The following is a 19,065-nucleotide window of genomic DNA, read 5'->3' as shown; positions in this document are numbered from 1 at the left end:
ATAAGCTGTAAGTAAAAAGGTATATGAAGCTTTTGCTTCATATACCTTCCTTTCTAATTAGAGGTGATTAGAAAATATTGGAGGTTTAAATCATGATAAAGTACTTGACAAGACGTTTGCTGTTTATGTTACTTTCTTTACTGCTAATCGTAACAGCAACGTTTTTCTTCATGAGGTTGGCACCAGGTAATCCTTTCACATCAGAAAAACAACTGCCGCCAGCAATTGAAGCTAATTTAAATGAACATTATGGATTAAACGACCCATGGTATGCTCAATATGGGGAGTATCTACTACGCATTGTACAATGGGATTTCGGCCCATCATTCAAATATAAGAGCCAAACAGTCAATGACTTAATTAATGAAGGTTTCCCTGTTTCATTAGTTTTGGGCTTGGAAGCAATCTTTATCGCATTGGCAGTAGGTGTATTACTGGGTATAATTGCTGCATTGAAGCATAACAAATGGCAGGACTATACAGCAATGATTGTGGCAGTTTTCGGAATATCCGTTCCTTCCTTTATTATGGCCGCATTTTTACAATACATTTTCGCTATGAAATTAGGCTGGTTCCCAGTTGCTAGATGGGGAACATTCTCACAAAGCGTGTTGCCTGCCATTGCATTGGCAGCAGGTCCAACTGCGTTTATTGCCAGACTTACAAGATCATCAATGCTTGAAGTGTTGAGTAATGATTATATTAAGACAGCAAAAGCGAAAGGCTTAAGCCAATTTACGATTACAGTTAAACATGCTATCCGCAATGCTATTCTTCCAGTTGTATCCTACATGGGTCCACTTTCTGCAGGAATTGTAACAGGAAGCTTTGTTATCGAGAAAATTTTCGGTATTCCAGGACTTGGCTCCCATTTCGTCAAGAGTATCAGTAACCGTGATTACACTGTAATTATGGGTGTAACAGTTTTCTATAGTATTATCCTATTAGTATCTGTTCTTCTTGTCGATATATTATATGGACTAATCGATCCTCGCATTAAATTAACCGGCGGGAAGAAAGGAGAATAAGCATGCAGCAAATTTCAAAAGATAAATTCAAAGTTGTCGGAAACAGCAGTGCTGAAGCAGAAACGATTACTAGACCGAGTCTGTCATTCTGGAAAGACGTTTTTATGCGTTTCAAAAAGAACAAGCTTGCTATGTTCGGACTTGTACTGTTAATTATATTAATTTTTATGGCCTTTGTTGGTCCATTCCTAACACAGTATGATTATCGTCAAAATGATTTAATGAAAGCTAACCAGCCTCCAAGTGCTGAGCATTATTTTGGTACAGATGACCTTGGTCGTGATATGTTCGCACGTATTTGGTACGGTGCAAAAATCTCTCTTTTCATCGGGATTGCAGCAGCAATCATTGACTTGGTAATCGGAGTAATCTGGGGAGGTATCTCAGGTTATAAAGGCGGTCGTGTGGATGAAGTAATGATGAGGATTGCGGACGTTTTATACGGAATTCCATACTTGCTACTTGTTATCCTTCTGATGGTAGTGCTTGGCCAGGGATTAGGAACAATGATCCTTGCAATGAGTATCACAGGCTGGATTAACATGGCTCGTATCACTCGTGGACAAGTACTTTCTTTAAAAAATCAAGAGTATATTTTAGCTTCAAGAACATTAGGTGCAAGCGTGTCAAGAATTATGGGTAAACACTTAATTCCAAATGCTATGGGACCTATTCTTGTAACATTAACATTGACTATTCCAAATGCTATCTTTACAGAAGCATTCTTGAGCTACTTAGGATTAGGTTTAACACCTCCTTTGGCAAGCTGGGGAACAATGGCCAATGACGGAATTGCAGCGATGAGCTATTATCCATGGCGTGTATTCTTCCCAGCGATGTTCATCTGTTTAACAATCTTTGCATTTAATGTAATCGGCGACGGAATACGTGATGCACTAGATCCAAGACTACGTAAGTAAGGAGTGAGCAAAATGGAAAAATTGTTAGAAGTAAAAGATTTAAAAGTCTCATTCCATACGTATGGAGGAGAAGTTCAAGCAGTACGTGGTGTTTCTTTTGACTTATATAAAGGAGAAACATTAGCAATCGTCGGAGAATCAGGATCAGGAAAAAGTGTAACATCCCAAACATTGATGAAGCTTATTCCAATGCCTCCTGGTGAAATTAAAGGCGGACAAATTCTTTTCAAGGGACAAGATATTGTTCCGAAAACAGAAAAGGAAATGCAAGCTATCCGTGGTAAGGATATCAGTATGATTTTCCAAGATCCAATGACATCGTTGAACCCAACAATGAGAATTGGAACACAAATCATGGAAGTTATTTTAAAGCACCAAGAAATTTCGAAAGAAAAGGCGAAAGAAAGAGCAATCGAACTATTAAAGCTAGTTGGAATTCCAATGCCGGAAAAAAGGGTTAACCAATATCCTCATGAATTTTCTGGTGGTATGAGACAGCGTGCAATGATCGCAATCGCACTTGCTGCAAGGCCTTCCTTGCTGATTGCCGATGAGCCTACAACTGCACTTGACGTAACAATCCAAGCACAAATCCTTGATTTGATGAAGGAATTACAAAGTAAATTGGACACAAGTATTATCTTTATCACACATGATCTCGGCGTTGTTGCTAATGTTGCTGACCGTGTTGCAGTTATGTATGCTGGTGAAATAGTAGAGATGGGTACGGTTGATGAAATATTTTATGACCCAAGACACCCATATACATGGGGCTTACTTGCTTCTATGCCAAGCTTGGATAATGATGGGGAAACGGAATTGGCTGCCATTCCAGGCACACCGCCTGATTTGACTAACCCTCCTGTTGGTGATGCGTTTGCACCGAGAAATCCGAATGCCCTTGCGATTGATTATGAGCAAGAACCACCTGTATATCAGGTTTCAGAAACACATTTCGTGAAATCTTGGCTGCTTCATCCAGATGCTCCAGCTGTTGAGCCACCTGCATCTGTGAAGGAGAAAATCCGTCCTTTATCCACTAACTTTGATAAACCAGTACTAGTGAAGGGGGATTTGTGAAATGGCTGAGAAATTACTTGAAATAAAAGGCTTAAAACAGCATTTCAATATCGGCAGACCGAATTTAGTAAAAGCTGTAGATGGTATATCCTTTGACATTTATAAAGGAGAAACATTAGGTTTAGTTGGTGAATCTGGTTGTGGTAAGAGTACGACAGGCAGATCCATTATTCGTTTATATGAAGCAACAGATGGACAGGTTCTATTTAATGGAGAAAATGTTCATGGTAAAAAATCAATTGCAGAATTGAAGAAATTCAACCGTAAAATGCAAATGATTTTCCAAGATCCATATGCATCATTGAACCCTCGTATGACAGTAGCTGATATCATTGCAGAGGGAATCGATATTCATGGATTGGCAAAAACTAAAAAAGAGCGTATGGAGAAAGTCTACGAGCTTCTTAATACAGTTGGTCTGAATAAAGAGCACGCAAACCGCTATCCGCATGAATTTTCCGGTGGACAAAGACAGCGTATCGGGATTGCAAGAGCACTTGCAGTTGATCCTGATTTCATCATTGCTGATGAGCCGATTTCTGCGTTGGACGTTTCTATTCAAGCACAAGTAGTAAACTTGATGAAAAAGCTGCAGAAAGAAAAAGGCTTAACATACTTGTTTATTGCCCATGACCTTTCAATGGTTAAATATATCAGTGACCGTATTGGCGTTATGTATTTTGGTAAACTGGTAGAATTAGCTCCAGCTGATGAGCTGTACAATACACCAATTCATCCATATACACAATCCTTGCTGTCCGCTATTCCACTTCCAGATCCTGATACAGAGCGAACTCGCGTCAGAACAGGTTATGATCCTGCGGTTCATCAGTATAAAGAGGGCGAAGAGCTTAAAATGCGTGAAATTAAGCCAGGACATTTTGTTTATTGTTCGGAGGCAGAATATAATAAATATAAACTGCAATACAAAAGCTAACTCATAACGATCTCTCGATAAGAGATCGTTATTTTTTTTTGCGTAAAAATTGTGCATGGAATGGCAATATCATCTAACCATGAATCATCGCAATGAGGCACATAATAAAAAAAAGCCTTGTGGAGGTATTAATGATGAAATATGTCACTTTATTCGTTTTTATTATATTATGTGCTTTCATGATAACTGTAAATATTTCAGAAACAGCAAGTGCTGAGTCAGTGAACGACCAGCCAAAAAGAAGAGCGGAATTGCTCCTGAAGGACTTTCCAGCAGCAGTAACGAAAACAGCTAACACAAGTCTGACTTTTCCATACCCTGATGCAGTCAGAGGCATTTATGTCAGCGGCAGTGCTGCAGGCAGCAACAGGTTTAATGAACTAATTAAATTTCTCAAACAAAATGATTTAAATACAATGGTAATCGATTTTAAAGAGGACAGCGGCAAGCTTGTTTATAAGCCAGCAAAAGGCTCTCCACTTTCCGCAGCGGGTTCCAATAAGATAAAAAGTATTCCAGTAATGCTTAGAAAGCTTGAAAAGGAACAGATTTATCCGATTGCGAGAATTGTCGTCTTTAAGGATAGTCATTTGGCATATAAAAGGCCAGAATGGACCTTTAGAAATAAAGGGAAGGTATGGAGGAATGAAAGAAAAGAGGCCTTTATTAATCCATTTGTTAAGGAAGTATGGGACTATAATATAGCAGCAGCGGTTGAGGCAGCAAAGCTTGGTTTTCAAGAGATTCAATTCGATTATGTCCGGTTTCCTGAAGGCTTTGAAAAAAAGGGCGCTAATTTAAGTTATTCTAAAGGTGATTATGGGAAACTAAAAATAAGTGAAGGACAAAAAAGAGTCAAAGCAGTATCTGACTTTGTAAAATATGCAAAGGATAAGCTGGAGCCATATGATGTGAAGGTATCTGTCGATATTTTCGGCTATACAGCAACGCTTGAAGAGGCTCCTGGCATTGGTCAGAACTTCACCGAAATCAGTAAAAATGTTGATGTAATCTCAAGCATGATTTATCCAAGTCATTGGGGCAGTTATTTTGGAATCAGTAAGCCTGATCTAGAGCCATATCGTCTTGTAAATGCCTATATGAAATTGGAGAGAAAAAAATTAACAAGTTTAAAAAAACCTCCAATATCAAGGCCATGGATTCAGGATTTTACAGCAGCTTATTTAGGGAAGGGAAACTACCAGCCCTACGGGAAGTTGCAGGTAGAAGCACAAATAAAGGCTTTATATGCAAATGGAGTTAAAGAATTTTTACTTTGGAATGCAGGCTGCAATTACACAGACAATGTCAATTACAAAATGAAGTAATTAACAATGATGATAGGAGAGAACAATATGCATTGGTATGAAAAGCTAAATGAGTATTTTCCAATCGAAGAGATGAAATCCCAGGAGCATATGGAAGCATTATTAGAGGATTTCCCAGAGATATACCATAAGGATGAAGGAAAGCATCATGTTCTTATGTATGCAGAGGCAGATGATTTTATTTTTATTGATTATTTGTTTGTTTCAGGTGAATCAAGAGGGCAAGGACTTGGTCATAAGCTTTTAGAAAAACTCAAGCAAAAAGGGAAGCCGATTATACTCGAAGTTGAGCCGGTGAATTATAAAGATACGGATACAAAAAAACGTTTGAAATTTTATCAGCGCGAGGGCTTTCAACACGCGAAAACAATTGGCTACAAAAGAAGATCATTAGCCACAGATGAGGTTAATGTTATGGAAATATTATTTTGGTCTCCAAGTAATGACTCAGAAGAGCTAGTATATGAAGCGCTTGTTCGAACATATGAAAAAATCCATACGTATCGGGACAAACATTTTTATGGAAAGTCATATGAACCAGTTGAACAGGCAGTCCAATTTGATGAAACACAAAACCGAAAAGATATATTTGACGAAATTTGACTATATTTGAAAACTTATGGGAACCGTATGTATGTTTCTATCCTATTTTCAATAGGTGATTCTTAATTGAGAATAGATAATAGGTTTAAGAATGTGGGACAAACGGGTATAAGGGATACTAATAAGATTAAATAAGGAAATCAAAATGCGCCATAAAAAAATGAAACCTTTTTGCATCTCAATCGTCTATAATAGTAAGCAATTTAAATAGCCTGAATTTCTTAAGTGTTTTCTAAGAAATATGGGAAAAGGGCAGGTGGTTAACAGGCACAAACACCGTTATGGCGGCATACCAGTAAATATAAGCAACTTTAAAAAAAGCTCAACAAATCATATTAAAAAAAACTATACCAAATTACTTGCAATTGGTGTATAATAATTAATATAAATTACTTGATTAAATTAATTACAATTTAAGAATATAACATACTCAAGTATTTATTTTTGAATTAACTAGTAGTCTAAATACATGTCTAAATAAAGGGAGTGTGAATTTGTAAAATGGTAACATTATACACTTCACCAAGTTGTACATCCTGCAGAAAAGCAAAAGCATGGTTAGAGGAACATGAAATTGCATATAAAGAAAGAAATATATTCTCAGAACCATTGTCCATCGATGAAATTAAAGAAATTCTTCGTATGACAGAAGACGGTACAGATGAGATTATTTCTACAAGAAGTAAAACATTCCAAAAGCTGAATGTTAATCTTGAAACAATGCCTTTACAAAACTTATTCGAGTTAATTAAGGATAATCCAGGATTATTGCGTCGTCCTATTATATTGGACGAAAAAAGGCTTCAGGTTGGTTATAATGAAGATGAAATACGCCGCTTCCTTCCAAGGAAAGTTAGAACTTTCCAATTGCGTGAAGCACAGCGTTTAGTAAATTAACTTAATCAAATGATAAATGATAAATGATAATATATAGGTCTGGCTAAAAGGCTGCCCCGCATTATGCTTGGCAGTATAGTCAGACCTTTTTTCCTATATTGTGAAGGTTTATTTATAAGACGAGCCTTTCAGACAGAAAATGGTTTGAAAATAATTTCCTGAGGTAATACTACTAAATATAGCTTAAAGTGAATACGCTAATAAAAAGAAACTCCATAATCTTCGAGCAAATAAACCGAAAACTTAGGCATATATTGGTTTTTGCTGATTTCAGGATATTTTAATTCCATTTAAAGAGGTTTTGTCATAAAATATAAAGTACAAGGTACAATAGCATTTGGCCTTCTATTCTAAAATGAAAATTGGAATAAAACGAATATCTGTATGGGGGTTTAGTCCCTTCCATTATAGCTTGAAGGGAGTGTTGCAGAATGGAAATTGAACGTATTAATGATCATACAGTTAAGTTTTATATTTCGTATATTGATATAGAGGAACGCGGCTTTAAGCGAGAGGAAATTTGGTATAACCGGGAAAGAAGCGAAGAACTTTTTTGGGAAATGATGGATGAAGTTCATCAAGAAGAAGATTTTATTCTAGATGGTCCATTATGGATTCAAGTTCAAGCCTTGGATAAAGGTCTTGAAATTCTTGTCACAAGAGCCCAGCTTTCAAAGGATGGACAGAAATTCGAAATATCTATTCCGGAAGACAAGCTGAAAGATTTGCCTTTGGATGAAAGATTCGAGGATTTAATGGATCAACACTTTACTGTGAAAGATGGAGAAGACGATTTTGGAGAAAATTTAGAGTTTTTAATTGCCTTCAAAGACTTTGAAGACTTAATTTCATTAAGCAAGCTTCATGGGTTGGAAGGAATTGATACGAAGCTTTACAATTATAAGAATCAATACTTCTTGTATGTACAGTTTCTTGATGAAGAGACAGATGAAGATGAAATCGACAATGCATTAAGTATTCTCCTTGAGTATGGACAAGAAACGCAAACAACAATACATGTTATTGAAGAATATGGTAAGGTAATTATAGAAGATGAAGTATTTATGGAGTTACGAAAATACTTTCATTAAAAAAAATAAGAGCTTGTTCAAATGTAGGGCAAGGAATTCACATTATAAAGTCTATATATAGTTCATGGATATCATCTATATAGTAGAAGTTGTAATGGTGGATTTCACCTTACAGGCGAACAGGCTCTTTATTTTTCGATTTAAGCATATGATGAGTCTACATAATTGCAATGATGGCAGGTGTTCCCATGAACCATACAGCAAGGCTTGGTGTTTTTTTAGGAGCAGCAGGACTGTTTGTGTACGTTTTTAATTTTTTTATCACGATAAAAGGCGGAATCTTTGGACAGCTTAGTTTAATAATCAGTCTCTGTGTCATTTTTATAGGATTTGTCATCTTTTTTGAAAACAGACATCCTACTCAAACATTGACATGGTTAGTTGTTCTTGGAAGCTTTCCTGTTGTCGGATTTATCTTTTATTTATTATTTGGACGGAACTATCGAAAGGAACGAATATACCGAAAGAAGTACTTTCTTGATAAACAGGCATACTTGCGAATTGAAAAAGAAATCGGTTTTAGAACAGAAGAACGATTACAGGAAATGGACGTACATCAGCAGAATTTATTCCGCTTAGCAGAAAAAATCGGGAACAGTCCGATTTCATTTGGCACATCCTCTACAATCCTGACAAATGGAAATGAGACATTTTCCTGCATTTTAACGGCGCTAAAAAAGGCAAAGCATCATATTCATCTTGAATATTACATAGTCAGACATGATGATATCGGACAGCAAATTAAGGATGTACTAATCGAAAAGGCACAGCAAGGTGTGAAAGTAAGGTTTTTGTATGATGCAGTCGGATCATGGCAGCTTTCCAAGCGGTACATCCATGAAATGAGGCAAGCAGGCATTGAAATTGTCGCATTTGGTCCAGTGAGAGTCCCTGTTTTAAATAGCAAATTTAATTTCCGTAATCACCGGAAGATTATTGTGATTGATGGAAATATTGGATTTGTTGGAGGGCTAAATATTGGAGATGAATATTTGGGGAAAAATCCATCGATTGGCTTTTGGCGGGATACACATCTAATGGTAAAGGGAGAGGCTGTTCGGTCTCTGCAGCTGATATTTTTGCAGGATTGGTATTATATGACAAACAGCAGCTTTTTAACGGCTGATTATCTTACTCCTATTGCAGAGGATAACAGTCATGGCGGGGTGCAGTTAATTGCAGGCGGTCCTGATAATGAATGGAGTGTAATAAAAAGCATTTTTTTCTCGATGATGACATCTGCTACTAAATCCATCTGGATTGCCAGCCCTTATTTCATTCCCGATGAGGATATTCTGTCAGCAATCAAAATTGCGTCCTTAAGCGGCATAGATGTTCGGATTCTTGTCCCAAATAAACCAGATAAAAGAATTGTGTTTCATGCGTCCAGATCGTATTTTCCAGATTTAATGGATGCCGGAGTCCGTATATATGAATATGAAAAAGGCTTTATGCACAGCAAGCTATTAATTGTGGACAGCGAAATTGCATCAATAGGGACATGCAACATGGATATGCGCAGCTTCCACTTAAACTTTGAAGTAAGCGCCTTTTTATATAAAACAAAAAGCACGAAAAAGCTGGCAAGCATTTATTTAAAGGATTTGAAAGATGCTGTAGAGCTTGATATGGAGACTTTTAATAAAAGGCATGTTGGTTACCGAATTTTAGAATCTACCTCAAGGCTGCTTTCCCCGCTTTTATAAGGAAGGAAGCCTTAAGAGGAATTTCAAAGAGGAGTGATTTAACATTGTTTACAGCACTAAATGAAAATGGAATAATGGTGTATGCATCAGACTTTAAACCAAATCATCTGCTTGCTGAAAAGCAATCCACATGCTATTGTCCAGCATGTGGCAATAGTGTGATCTTAAAAAAAGGGGAAATGAGGCTGCCCCATTTTGCCCACCAAAAGGACAACTCTTGTGAAAGCAGCAGTGAATCAGAATCTGGCTATCATTTGCAAGGCAAGCTCCAGCTTTATGAGCGACTAAAGGATCTAGGCATGAATCCAGAGCTGGAGCCGTACTTTCCTGCCATTAAGCAAAGAGCCGACATAGGCTTCATCTGGAAAAACACCTATATTGTCCTTGAATTCCAATGCTCCTCCATTCCTATTGCCTCGATAATTAAACGCACACAGCAATATAAAAAAGCAAACTACAAGCCAGTTTGGATCCTCGGTCATAAACATATAAAGCTGCGCAAAGGATTAAGCCGTCTATCAGCTTTTCAAGCCTCCTTCCTGACTAAATATAAGGATACCTACATAATTCCAACATATTGCCCCAAGGAACAAGCCTTCCACTTTCTTCATACGCTTATCCCCATTTCAAAAGTAAATACCTTTACCTCCAGTTGTAAGCTTCCATTAAATACTGTGACACTCAAGGGAAATAGGGATAGCTTTTATGATAATTTCCCTTATAGCAATTGGAAAAGCCTTATCCGCAATCAAAAGAATCAACAGCTTCATTACCCTACAAAGGAGAATGATAGCATTTTACGAGAGCTGTATCAGTGTGGTCTGCACCCGCATTTTCTTCTGCCAACTATAGGCATCCCTCTAAAAGAAGGAATCCGATTAGCAACATCCCCGTTAATTTGGCAGTCTTATTTGTACATGGATAGTTTTTTAATGCAAGGAAAGATTATTTCCTTGCACAAAATTCACAGAGCCTTCCTTGAAAGAATAAAAAGAAGGGAAGTTCAAGTTAGAAGTCTTCCAAGTATTAAAGGAGATTATCGAGATGCGGTTAACAATTATATAAATGTGCTTTTAAAATGTAAGGAAATTGAAGAAGTTCGCCCGCATTTTTATAAAAAGGTTGAGGATGCTTATCTTTCAAAAAACAACATTGTGACAGAAGAAGATATGTTTTATAAAAGAATGCAAAAAGGCGGTTGGCTTTAATATTAGGGAAGAAAATTGAATAATGAAATCGGTAAAAGATACATATGCTAATCGTAGCAAAGCACAAAAGTTTAATTAGGAGCAGGAATTTAGTTATAATAGATAGAAAATATCGGATAGGAATTATTTTCGAAATCCGAATGAAAGATTGGAGGATTTATATGTCAAATGAATCAGCTGTAAAAAAACTGCCTTTACGTAATGAAGTTCAAGTGGAAGACACATGGAGGCTTGAAGATATCTTCCCATCGGATGATGATTGGAATAAAGAGTATGAAGAGGTTAAAACACTGTCTGAGAAGGCTGCTGACTATCAAGGAAAGCTATCCGAAAGTGCAGATGTTTTATACGAAGCACTTCAGTACCAGGATACCCTTTTAAGCCGTTTAGGAAAATTATATACATATGCACATATGCGCTATGATCAAGACACGACAAATGGTGTTTATCAAGGGCTTGATGGTCGCATTAAAAATCTATATGCACAAGCTGGAAGTGCGCTGGCATATATCGTTCCAGAGCTTCTTTCCATTGATGAAGCAGTAATTCAAGGGTTTCTTAATGAGAAGGAAGAGCTGAAATTATATGAGCAAACTTTAGAAGAAATTAACCTGCAGCGTCCGCATGTACTTACCGCAGATCAGGAAGCGCTGCTTGCACAGGCTTCAGAGGTATTGAATGCTTCAAGCAATACATTTGGTATGCTTAATAATGCAGATATTGAATTCCCAAGCATTAAAGATGAAAATGGGGAGGAAGTGGAGGTAACGCATGGCCGCTATTCCCGCTTTTTAGAAAGTGCTGACCAACGAGTACGTCATGATGCGTTTAAAGCAGTGTATGATACGTATGGGAAATTTAAGAACACATTCTCTTCTACTTTATCTGGTACAGTAAAGAACCATACTTTTAATGCAAAAGTACGTAACTATAAATCAGCGCGCCATGCTGCCCTAGCAGCAAATAATATTCCAGAGCAGGTATATGAAAACCTCGTGGAAACAGTCAACGAGTATTTGCCATTGCTGCATCGTTACGTAAAGCTGCGCAAAAAAGTACTTGGCCTTGAAAAGCTTCATATGTACGATTTGTATACACCTCTTGTTAAGGATGTAAAGATGGAAATCAGTTATGAAGAGGCGAAGGACCTAATTCTTAAAGGGCTTGCTCCATTAGGAGAAGAGTATTCGTCCATTTTGAAGGAAGGCTTTGAAAATCGCTGGGTGGATGTTCACGAGAATAAAGGAAAACGAAGCGGTGCATATTCATCTGGAGCATATGGAACAAATCCATATATCTTAATGAACTGGCAGGATAATGTTAATAATTTGTTTACATTAGCACATGAGTTTGGGCATTCTGTACACAGTTATTACACACGAAAATCACAGCCATACGCTTATGGAGATTATTCAATATTTGTCGCTGAGGTAGCCTCAACATGTAACGAGGCATTGCTGAACGACTATATGTTGAAAAGCATTACAGATGAACAGAAGCGTCTATATTTACTGAACCATTATTTAGAGGGCTTCAGAGGCACTGTTTTCCGCCAAACAATGTTTGCAGAATTCGAGCATCTTATTCATGAAAAGGCGCAAAACAATGAAGCGCTGACTGCTGATTTATTTACATCTGAATACTATAAGCTAAACCAGAAGTATTTCGGAGAGGAAGACATCATTATTGATGAGGAAATAGGTTTAGAGTGGTCGAGAATTCCTCATTTTTATTATGATTATTATGTATATCAATACGCAACAGGCTTTAGTGCAGCAACAGCTTTAAGCAGCCAAATTCTTGAAGAAGGGAAGCCTGCTGTTGACCGCTATTTGGACTTCCTGAAAGCAGGAAGCTCTGACTATCCAATTGAAGTATTGAAAAAAGCTGGAGTAGACATGACAAGCAAGGATCCAATTAGAGAAGCATGCAAAGTATTTGAACAAAAGCTGAATGAAATGGAAAGCCTGCTTTCCTAATAAATTAAGCCTTTGACAATATTGAGCTGCCCGTAAATGTTAGCCACCATTCTAACATTTACGGGTTTTTTTTATTTGTGATTATACTAATGGAAACCTTTGAACTTCTTTCGGTTGTTCAAAAAGGATAAAAAGAGGAATAGCGCAAGAAAAAGCAGCGGGGAGCTTATATATATAGGAAAGATACGCATAAGCCCAAGGATATTCAAAAAGAAAGCAAACAGAATACAAAGAAGCAGTGAGATAGGTATAATTGCCTTCATGGTATTATCTCCTTTCTATAAAAGCGTTCCTGTCCATAATGTATGTGCGCGAACAGTAAGTTATGAAAGTTTGTCTATTTTGTGAACTTATGTACAAACTTCTTGATAGTGGTATTAATAATATGTTATTATTGTGTTGTGAAATTAATCACAAACAAACTTATACCCCTTTGTTTGACCGTGAAAATTTCTCCCATCCCCTTTGTTAATAAAAAAAGGCCTTGCCTTGAGACAGCAAGCCCTTTTTTTATGTCATTTTTTTAACTTCAAAGCTTAGCCAATATACTTCCAAAACATTCCATACTTTGCAGGGATTTGTTCAACAAGCTGTTTAAGCTGCAGCTTCTTCATTTCCCTTTCCATCTCTTGAATTGACTTATTATAAACGACGGAAAGCTCTTTTGATGCCACAAGGTTAAAGCACTTTAAGAAAGACTCCAATGGAGGAGGATCTGCCTTTTCTGGAACAATTTGTAACATTTCTTCAATGATTTGGACGTATACCTCATAAGGATAGTAGCCGGTAACTTTAATTCCTTCTTCTTCTATATTTTCATTAAAGAAAACCAATGTCGGAATTTCCGACACTTCCATTTCGGAAGTAATTTTCATGTCACATTGGAAGGCTTTAGCTGCACTTGCCGAATGAATGTCCGCGACGAACTCGACAACATCGAGACCGACACTTGCAGCACAGGTTTTTAGTACATCAAATGTTGCAATATTCTGTTTCTCGAGAAAAAGCATTTCTTGCAGTTTTCTTAAAAAACGTATGCCGCATTTACGTCCTTGTAATTCTGCTGCCTTTAAAGCAATGGAAGCTAAATATGGTGAAACAATTGGGTTTTCATACCAAAGAGATCCATCGCATGACATGCCAGTTCTGGATGCCGTTTTTTCCCAAAGCTCGGCAATATTTTCATACTTCGTTTTTTTATTCATATTTAATGTTGCTAATCTGCCGCTTAAAACATGCTTTAAGGAAAAATACTGGCCATATTCGATCTGGAGCTTTTTGATAATTGGTTCTAAAGCCCAACACTCAGGACATAAGGGATCGACAAACATGTATATTTCAAGGGGTTTGCTATCAGGGCAATTGTCTTCGGCTGTTATCGGGTTGGATGTAGACAAATCTTTTTCAGTCATGTTTAATCACCTTTTATTCTCAGTTTTCCTCCGAATTGATCATGTGTTTTGCGGTCAAAGCAAGTCTTGAAAAAAGCCCTTCACGAATGGAGTCATCTAGCTCCACTTCATCCATTGCTTCACTCATGCAGGAAAGCCATGCCTTTGCACGCCTTTCTGTAATAGGAAAAGGCAGATGCCTTGCCCTAAGCATTGGATGGCCATGCTCTTCTGTATATATAGATGGCCCTCCTAAATATTGTGTAAGAAACTGTTTTTGCTTTCTTGCAGTTTCAGTTAAGTCATCTGGAAATATAGGAGCTAATTCGGGGTGATTGCCAACACGCTCATAAAAAGCATCAACAAGATGGCTAAGCGTTTTTTCCCCAATAACATCATATGGAGTAGGCATTTTATTGACCATAATTAAAACTCCTTTTTTGGATGATAAGAAAATTTAATATAAAAATCATTCTATTGCTATTTTACCAATGGTTTTTTCATTGTACAAATAAATAGCTTGTAAAACTTTATTATCATCTGTCATAGTTTATGCCTTAATTTATTTTGAGCAAATTTTTTCATAAAAAATACCCACTGTCAAAAACACCGGATATAGAGCCAAGGAAAGCAGGCCTGTATTGCAGGACCTGCCGAGTAGTATTATGCCGTATAGTGCTGTGTTACTTTCGCAACATAGTTTTGAGTTTCTTTAAAAGGAGGTATTCCTCCGTATTTGTTTACATTTCCAGGACCTGCATTATAGGCAGCCAATGCGAGGCTGACGTTACCATCATACTTCGTAAGCATTTGCTTTAAATATTTCGTACCACCCATAATGTTTTGTGCTGGATCAAAAACATTATCTATTCCTAACCCTCTTGCAGTGGAAGGCATCAATTGCATAAGACCTGATGCACCTACATAGCTTGTTGCGTTTGGATTGAAGTTCGATTCAACCTTAATGACAGAGCTAATCAGCTTTTCCGGTACGCCGTATTTAGCAGCAGCTTGTTTAATAATGTCATCAAAGTCACTTGTGGAGCTCGAGTCCGTTTTCGCCAATTTAGTCAGACTAATTGGCAGCAAGGAGCTGTTTGTACTTGTTTGCAAAGGGTTTAGACTATTGATTGTGCTTACTCCAGAATTACTACTTCCGAGCGTATTTTGAATAATACTATCTGCAATTCCTGTCCCGCTTGATGTGAAACTGCCGAGCAGCTCTTGAAATAGATTTGTGGAAGAAGAGGAACTGTTAGATGTTCCAGTTGTCATACTTTGCATTGCCTGCAGCTCAAACAAGGCTTTTAATTGATCTATTTTCATGTAGTTCCTCCATATGCTGGTAAACTGTATTATGAATTTATATCGTTCGTATATTTTTGTTCATAAAATCTTCTTACTTTATTTTTCGTTTCTCTTATTGGAATCTGAAAAGAATGAAGAAGCTCTTGGAAATAGACTTGTCCTTCTTTTCTGTCGCTTACTTCATATTCTAACTCATAATCTTCGATATTTAAATAAAAACTGTGGTCAAAAACTAGTAAACCATTTCCAGTTTCCTTTTCTGCTCGGATTGTGCTTAGTGAACCGAAATAGACAATGCTCTCAGGAGCAATTCCCATTTCTTCTAAAATAGATGCAAACTGTGGGTCATTTATTTTACCAGTTTGAATCATTTCCTCTCCAGCCTCTGCAGTTAGCTGCTTATTTGTTTCAAGCAAGCCATCATCACAAGGCTGTTTTAATGTAAGTTCATAACCTGATTGCTTTTTGCGGATGCGAAGTGCAGAGCTGCGTTCTTTAAGTTCGAAGTTCTTTGTATCAAAATAATGGTTCTCTTGCTTAAACAATTCGGTTTCCTTCACTTGGAAATGGTTAAGTAGCTCAAGGTATTCCGCTTTTGTAAGTATGTTTTTAAATTCAATTTCGATATTTTTCTCCATCATCTAATATCCTTTCACGGCGTTTTTCCCGTACTTCATTAATTATCTTCTAGTAGTTATTATCTCTTTGTTTGTTTCTGACCGCAATATTTAGGATAAATTTAAGCAATGTGGTAAAATAGTGCATAGTTGGAGGGTGAAGAAATGACAGAAAAACTACAAATACTAAATGCAGAAATAGCAGAAACAAAAGTTATCTTGAAAGTAGACGAAAGTTACCCAGTCAGCCAGCTGACACCTAAGGGACAAATTCTGGTTGATTCTGATTCTTTCGCATTTATATATATAGCAGAAAAGGAAGACGAGTATATTTATATTGTTCTTCATAAGGATATTTGGCCAAGCATTAAGGAAGGCTTAGCAGCAAATCTTAAACTTTATATTTCAAATGGCAACGACAACCTTGAGTTGATTGATTGGAAGGAAGAAATGGAATACTTAATTGATAATATTGAGGGTAACGGCAATTACGGGGAAGAAATGGAACAGGCTGTTACGTCCGTATTTTCTAAATAGTAGAAATATACTTACATAAAAGAAGGAAACCTATGAAAATGGGGTGTTATACATGCAGTGGGATCAATTTTTAGCCCCTTATAAACAAGCGGTAGATGAATTAAAAGTGAAGCTAAAGGGCATGAGACGCCAGTTTGAGCATGATGAGGAGGAGCATTCACCGATTGAATTTGTCACAGGAAGAGTGAAGCCGATAGCGAGCATTCTTGATAAGGCAAATGAAAAGGGGATACCTTTAGACAAGTTAGGAACAGAGATGCAGGACATTGCTGGTCTGCGTATGATGTGTCCGTTTGTTGACGATATTATAAGAGTAGTAGAATTACTAAGACAGCGTAATGACTTTGAAATTGTCGAGGAAAGAGACTATATCCTCCACAGAAAAGAAAGCGGCTACCGCTCCTATCATGTTGTCATAATTTATCCAGTTCAAACGATTAATGGTGAGAAGAAGATCTTAATGGAAATACAGATTCGTACGCTTGCCATGAACTTCTGGGCAACGATTGAACATTCACTTAACTATAAATACAAAGGGCAATTTCCAAAGGATATCCAAATGAGATTGCAGGGAGCAGCTGAAGCTGCCTTCCGCCTAGATAAGGAAATGTCGCTAATTCGTGGAGAAATCCAGGAAGCACAAGCTTTTTTCAATCGAAAAAAGGAGAAGAAGGACAGGAAAAAATGATTTTCCATCATTTCAAAGAGGAGCTATAAAAAATGAAATTTGCCGTAACCTCAAAAGGTGATTCAAAATCGGATAACTTGGTTCAGCTATTAAAGCAATACTTGCTTGATTTTGAGATGGAGTATGAGGAAGAAGAGCCAGATATCGTCATTTCAGTCGGTGGAGATGGAACTTTATTATATGCGTTTCACCGCTACAGCAGCCGCTTGGATAAAACGGCTTTTGTTGGTGTTCATACAGGTCATCTTGGCTTTTATGCCGACTGGACGCCAGATGAAATTGAAAAGCTAGTTATAGCAATAGCAAAAACGCCATACAGTGTTGTTGAATATCCACTGCTAGAAGTGACCGTTCAGTATCAGGATGAGGAGAAGGAAACGAGATATCTTGCTCTTAATGAGTCAACTGTTAAAAGCATTGACGGCACGTTTGTGATGGATGTGGAAATAAGAGGGGAACATTTTGAGCGCTTTAGAGGCGATGGGTTATGTGTTTCAACACCGTCAGGAAGCACAGCCTATAATAAAGCTTTAGGTGGAGCATTGCTTCATCCGTCGATAAAAGCGATACAATTGGCAGAAATGGCCTCCATAAACAATCGCGTCTTTCGAACAGTAGGCTCTCCGCTTATTATCCCTGAGCATCATACATGTGTGCTGCGTCCTGTCAATGAGCCTGATTTCCGTATTTCCATTGATCATTTGACACTGCTTCATAAGAAAGTAAAATCAATTCATTATCGGGTTGCCGAAGAGAAAATAAGATTTGCAAGATACAGATCATTTCCATTTTGGAAAAGGGTTCATGATTCATTCATTTCGGAATGATAAAAAGGAAATAGGAGTGCAAGGTGCGTGACATTTAAGTTAGACTGGATTATGGAAGAGGACAGGGAATTGCTGCTGAAGGAATTCTTAAAAGAGAAATCCATTTCAAAATCAGCGCTCACAGATATTAAATTCAAAGGTGGTAAGATAACCGTCAATGAGTTAGAGCAGAATGTCCGCTATAAAGTGAAAAAAGGCGATCGGATTTCCGTATCTTTCCCTGTCGAAAAGCCAAGTGCCGGCTTGGTTCCAGAAGAAATACCGCTTGAAATTATATATGAGGATGATGTTCTTCTCATTGTGGTTAAGCCGAGCGGCATGAACACAATTCCTTCAAGAGAGCATCCTGCAGGCAGCCTTGCAAATGCAATTTTCGGCTATTATACGAAAAGAAAAATAGCTGCAACGACACATATTGTGACAAGGCTGGACAGGGATACATCAGGCATTGTCCTCATTGCAAAGCATCGCCATATACACCATCTTTTGAGCGAACAGCAAAAGGGCGGTTTAGTGAAACGAAATTATACAGCCTTTGCTGAAGGAGTATTTACCGAAATGCACGGTACAATCGATGCTCCGATAGGCAGATGTGGAGACAGTATCATTACAAGGGAAGTGAGAGAGGACGGACAGACGGCTATAACTCACTTTCATGTCTTAAGTCAATATAAAGCATTTGCCGCAGTCGGGCTCTCCTTGGAAACGGGCAGAACACATCAAATCCGTGTTCATCTTTCTTATATCGGACATCCGCTTGTCGGCGATGATTTATATGGCGGGGCACGAAGCGACATGGGGAGACAAGCACTCCACTGTTCGCGATTAGCATTTATCCATCCGATCTCTGGCCGTGATATCGAGTTTTCCATTGACCTTCCTAAAGATATGAAAAAGCTTATTTTGTGAAAAAGGAGACC

General features: G+C 37.6%; 19 protein-coding genes. 15 read left to right on the top strand and 4 right to left on the bottom strand.

Going from position 1 to position 19,065, the window contains the following annotated elements:
• Positions 1 to 92 precede the first annotated feature (92 nt).
• From EM808_RS03515 to pepF, 11 genes are all read left to right on the top strand, one after another.
• Positions 93 to 1,028, top strand: coding sequence for an ABC transporter permease (locus EM808_RS03515; protein WP_127735893.1), 936 nt, complete (start codon positions 93 to 95; stop codon positions 1,026 to 1,028).
• Positions 1,029 to 1,030: 2 nt separating this feature from the next.
• Positions 1,031 to 1,948, top strand: coding sequence for an ABC transporter permease (locus EM808_RS03510; RefSeq protein WP_127735890.1), 918 nt, complete (start codon positions 1,031 to 1,033; stop codon positions 1,946 to 1,948).
• A 12-nt stretch (positions 1,949 to 1,960) separates the two neighbouring features.
• Positions 1,961 to 3,028, top strand: coding sequence for an ABC transporter ATP-binding protein (locus EM808_RS03505; RefSeq protein WP_127735887.1), 1,068 nt, complete (start codon positions 1,961 to 1,963; stop codon positions 3,026 to 3,028).
• 1 nt (position 3,029) lies between these two features.
• A complete protein-coding gene (locus EM808_RS03500) occupies positions 3,030 to 3,965 on the top strand; it encodes an ABC transporter ATP-binding protein (protein ID WP_127735885.1) in 936 nt (311 codons plus the stop codon).
• Positions 3,966 to 4,099: 134 nt separating this feature from the next.
• Complete coding sequence (locus tag EM808_RS03495) at positions 4,100 to 5,293, top strand: putative glycoside hydrolase (RefSeq protein WP_412973736.1); 1,194 nt, start codon at positions 4,100 to 4,102, stop codon at positions 5,291 to 5,293.
• A 27-nt stretch (positions 5,294 to 5,320) separates the two neighbouring features.
• The gene (locus EM808_RS03490) at positions 5,321 to 5,896 is read left to right on the top strand and encodes a GNAT family N-acetyltransferase (protein WP_127735879.1); all 576 of its coding nucleotides are present in this window, start codon (positions 5,321 to 5,323) and stop codon (positions 5,894 to 5,896) included.
• A 501-nt stretch (positions 5,897 to 6,397) separates the two neighbouring features.
• Positions 6,398 to 6,793, top strand: coding sequence for a transcriptional regulator SpxA (gene spxA, locus EM808_RS03485; RefSeq protein WP_127735876.1), 396 nt, complete (start codon positions 6,398 to 6,400; stop codon positions 6,791 to 6,793).
• 431 nt (positions 6,794 to 7,224) lie between these two features.
• Positions 7,225 to 7,884 carry an adaptor protein MecA gene (gene mecA / locus EM808_RS03480; protein WP_127735873.1) on the top strand — a complete coding sequence of 220 codons (660 nt, stop codon included), beginning with the start codon at positions 7,225 to 7,227 and terminating at the stop codon, positions 7,882 to 7,884.
• 188 nt (positions 7,885 to 8,072) lie between these two features.
• Positions 8,073 to 9,590, top strand: coding sequence for a cardiolipin synthase (gene cls, locus EM808_RS03475; protein ID WP_127735870.1), 1,518 nt, complete (start codon positions 8,073 to 8,075; stop codon positions 9,588 to 9,590).
• A gap of 44 nt (positions 9,591 to 9,634) precedes the next feature.
• A complete protein-coding gene (locus EM808_RS03470; protein WP_127735868.1) occupies positions 9,635 to 10,798 on the top strand; it encodes a competence protein CoiA in 1,164 nt (387 codons plus the stop codon).
• A gap of 161 nt (positions 10,799 to 10,959) precedes the next feature.
• On the top strand, positions 10,960 to 12,777 hold the full coding sequence (pepF, locus tag EM808_RS03465) for an oligoendopeptidase F (protein ID WP_127735865.1): 1,818 nt from the start codon (positions 10,960 to 10,962) through the stop codon (positions 12,775 to 12,777).
• Positions 12,778 to 13,313: 536 nt separating this feature from the next.
• Here pepF and EM808_RS03460 read toward each other — a convergent pair.
• From EM808_RS03460 to EM808_RS03445, 4 genes are all read right to left on the bottom strand, one after another.
• Positions 13,314 to 14,189, bottom strand: coding sequence for a ClpXP adapter SpxH family protein (locus EM808_RS03460; RefSeq protein WP_127735862.1), 876 nt, complete (start codon positions 14,187 to 14,189; stop codon positions 13,314 to 13,316).
• 19 nt (positions 14,190 to 14,208) lie between these two features.
• Entirely contained in the window at positions 14,209 to 14,592 is a 384-nt protein-coding gene (locus EM808_RS03455) for a globin domain-containing protein (protein ID WP_127735859.1), read from the bottom strand.
• Positions 14,593 to 14,831: 239 nt separating this feature from the next.
• The gene (locus EM808_RS03450) at positions 14,832 to 15,494 is read right to left on the bottom strand and encodes a lytic transglycosylase domain-containing protein (protein WP_127735856.1); all 663 of its coding nucleotides are present in this window, start codon (positions 15,492 to 15,494) and stop codon (positions 14,832 to 14,834) included.
• Between the two features lie 29 nt (positions 15,495 to 15,523).
• Complete coding sequence (locus EM808_RS03445) at positions 15,524 to 16,114, bottom strand: CYTH domain-containing protein (RefSeq protein ID WP_182103436.1); 591 nt, start codon at positions 16,112 to 16,114, stop codon at positions 15,524 to 15,526.
• A 144-nt stretch (positions 16,115 to 16,258) separates the two neighbouring features.
• On the opposite strand from EM808_RS03445, the gene EM808_RS03440 reads away from it, so the two are divergent.
• From EM808_RS03440 to EM808_RS03425, 4 genes are read left to right on the top strand one after another with little or no spacing between them, the layout of a single operon-like run.
• Positions 16,259 to 16,630 (top strand): UPF0738 family protein, encoded by a 372-nt coding sequence (locus EM808_RS03440; protein ID WP_127735850.1) that lies wholly within the window; start codon positions 16,259 to 16,261, stop codon positions 16,628 to 16,630.
• Positions 16,631 to 16,682: 52 nt separating this feature from the next.
• Complete coding sequence (locus EM808_RS03435) at positions 16,683 to 17,318, top strand: GTP pyrophosphokinase (RefSeq protein ID WP_127735848.1); 636 nt, start codon at positions 16,683 to 16,685, stop codon at positions 17,316 to 17,318.
• A gap of 32 nt (positions 17,319 to 17,350) precedes the next feature.
• Positions 17,351 to 18,145, top strand: coding sequence for an NAD kinase (locus EM808_RS03430; RefSeq protein ID WP_127735845.1), 795 nt, complete (start codon positions 17,351 to 17,353; stop codon positions 18,143 to 18,145).
• A 51-nt stretch (positions 18,146 to 18,196) separates the two neighbouring features.
• Positions 18,197 to 19,054 (top strand): RluA family pseudouridine synthase, encoded by an 858-nt coding sequence (locus EM808_RS03425; protein ID WP_127736710.1) that lies wholly within the window; start codon positions 18,197 to 18,199, stop codon positions 19,052 to 19,054.
• The last annotated feature ends 11 nt before the right edge of the window (positions 19,055 to 19,065 follow it).

This window comes from Niallia taxi, from assembly GCF_004005475.1.
In the GTDB taxonomy this organism is placed as follows: domain Bacteria; phylum Bacillota; class Bacilli; order Bacillales; family Cytobacillaceae; genus Niallia; species Niallia taxi.
The sequence above is the reverse complement of the archived record's forward strand: the minus strand, read 5'-3'. Positions and strand labels throughout refer to the sequence as shown.

Coding starts and splice junctions, on each gene's coding strand:
- EM808_RS03515 (WP_127735893.1), top strand. CDS start 93: ATGATAAAGTACTTGACAAGACGTTTGCTGTTTATGTTACTTTCTTTA.
- EM808_RS03510 (WP_127735890.1), top strand. CDS start 1,031: ATGCAGCAAATTTCAAAAGATAAATTCAAAGTTGTCGGAAACAGCAGT.
- EM808_RS03505 (WP_127735887.1), top strand. CDS start 1,961: ATGGAAAAATTGTTAGAAGTAAAAGATTTAAAAGTCTCATTCCATACG.
- EM808_RS03500 (WP_127735885.1), top strand. CDS start 3,030: ATGGCTGAGAAATTACTTGAAATAAAAGGCTTAAAACAGCATTTCAAT.
- EM808_RS03495 (WP_412973736.1), top strand. CDS start 4,100: ATGAAATATGTCACTTTATTCGTTTTTATTATATTATGTGCTTTCATG.
- EM808_RS03490 (WP_127735879.1), top strand. CDS start 5,321: ATGCATTGGTATGAAAAGCTAAATGAGTATTTTCCAATCGAAGAGATG.
- spxA (WP_127735876.1), top strand. CDS start 6,398: ATGGTAACATTATACACTTCACCAAGTTGTACATCCTGCAGAAAAGCA.
- mecA (WP_127735873.1), top strand. CDS start 7,225: ATGGAAATTGAACGTATTAATGATCATACAGTTAAGTTTTATATTTCG.
- cls (WP_127735870.1), top strand. CDS start 8,073: ATGAACCATACAGCAAGGCTTGGTGTTTTTTTAGGAGCAGCAGGACTG.
- pepF (WP_127735865.1), top strand. CDS start 10,960: ATGTCAAATGAATCAGCTGTAAAAAAACTGCCTTTACGTAATGAAGTT.
- EM808_RS03460 (WP_127735862.1), bottom strand. CDS start 14,189: ATGACTGAAAAAGATTTGTCTACATCCAACCCGATAACAGCCGAAGAC.
- EM808_RS03455 (WP_127735859.1), bottom strand. CDS start 14,592: ATGGTCAATAAAATGCCTACTCCATATGATGTTATTGGGGAAAAAACG.
- EM808_RS03450 (WP_127735856.1), bottom strand. CDS start 15,494: ATGAAAATAGATCAATTAAAAGCCTTGTTTGAGCTGCAGGCAATGCAA.
- EM808_RS03445 (WP_182103436.1), bottom strand. CDS start 16,114: ATGGAGAAAAATATCGAAATTGAATTTAAAAACATACTTACAAAAGCG.
- EM808_RS03440 (WP_127735850.1), top strand. CDS start 16,259: ATGACAGAAAAACTACAAATACTAAATGCAGAAATAGCAGAAACAAAA.
- EM808_RS03435 (WP_127735848.1), top strand. CDS start 16,683: ATGCAGTGGGATCAATTTTTAGCCCCTTATAAACAAGCGGTAGATGAA.
- EM808_RS03430 (WP_127735845.1), top strand. CDS start 17,351: ATGAAATTTGCCGTAACCTCAAAAGGTGATTCAAAATCGGATAACTTG.
- EM808_RS03425 (WP_127736710.1), top strand. CDS start 18,197: ATGGAAGAGGACAGGGAATTGCTGCTGAAGGAATTCTTAAAAGAGAAA.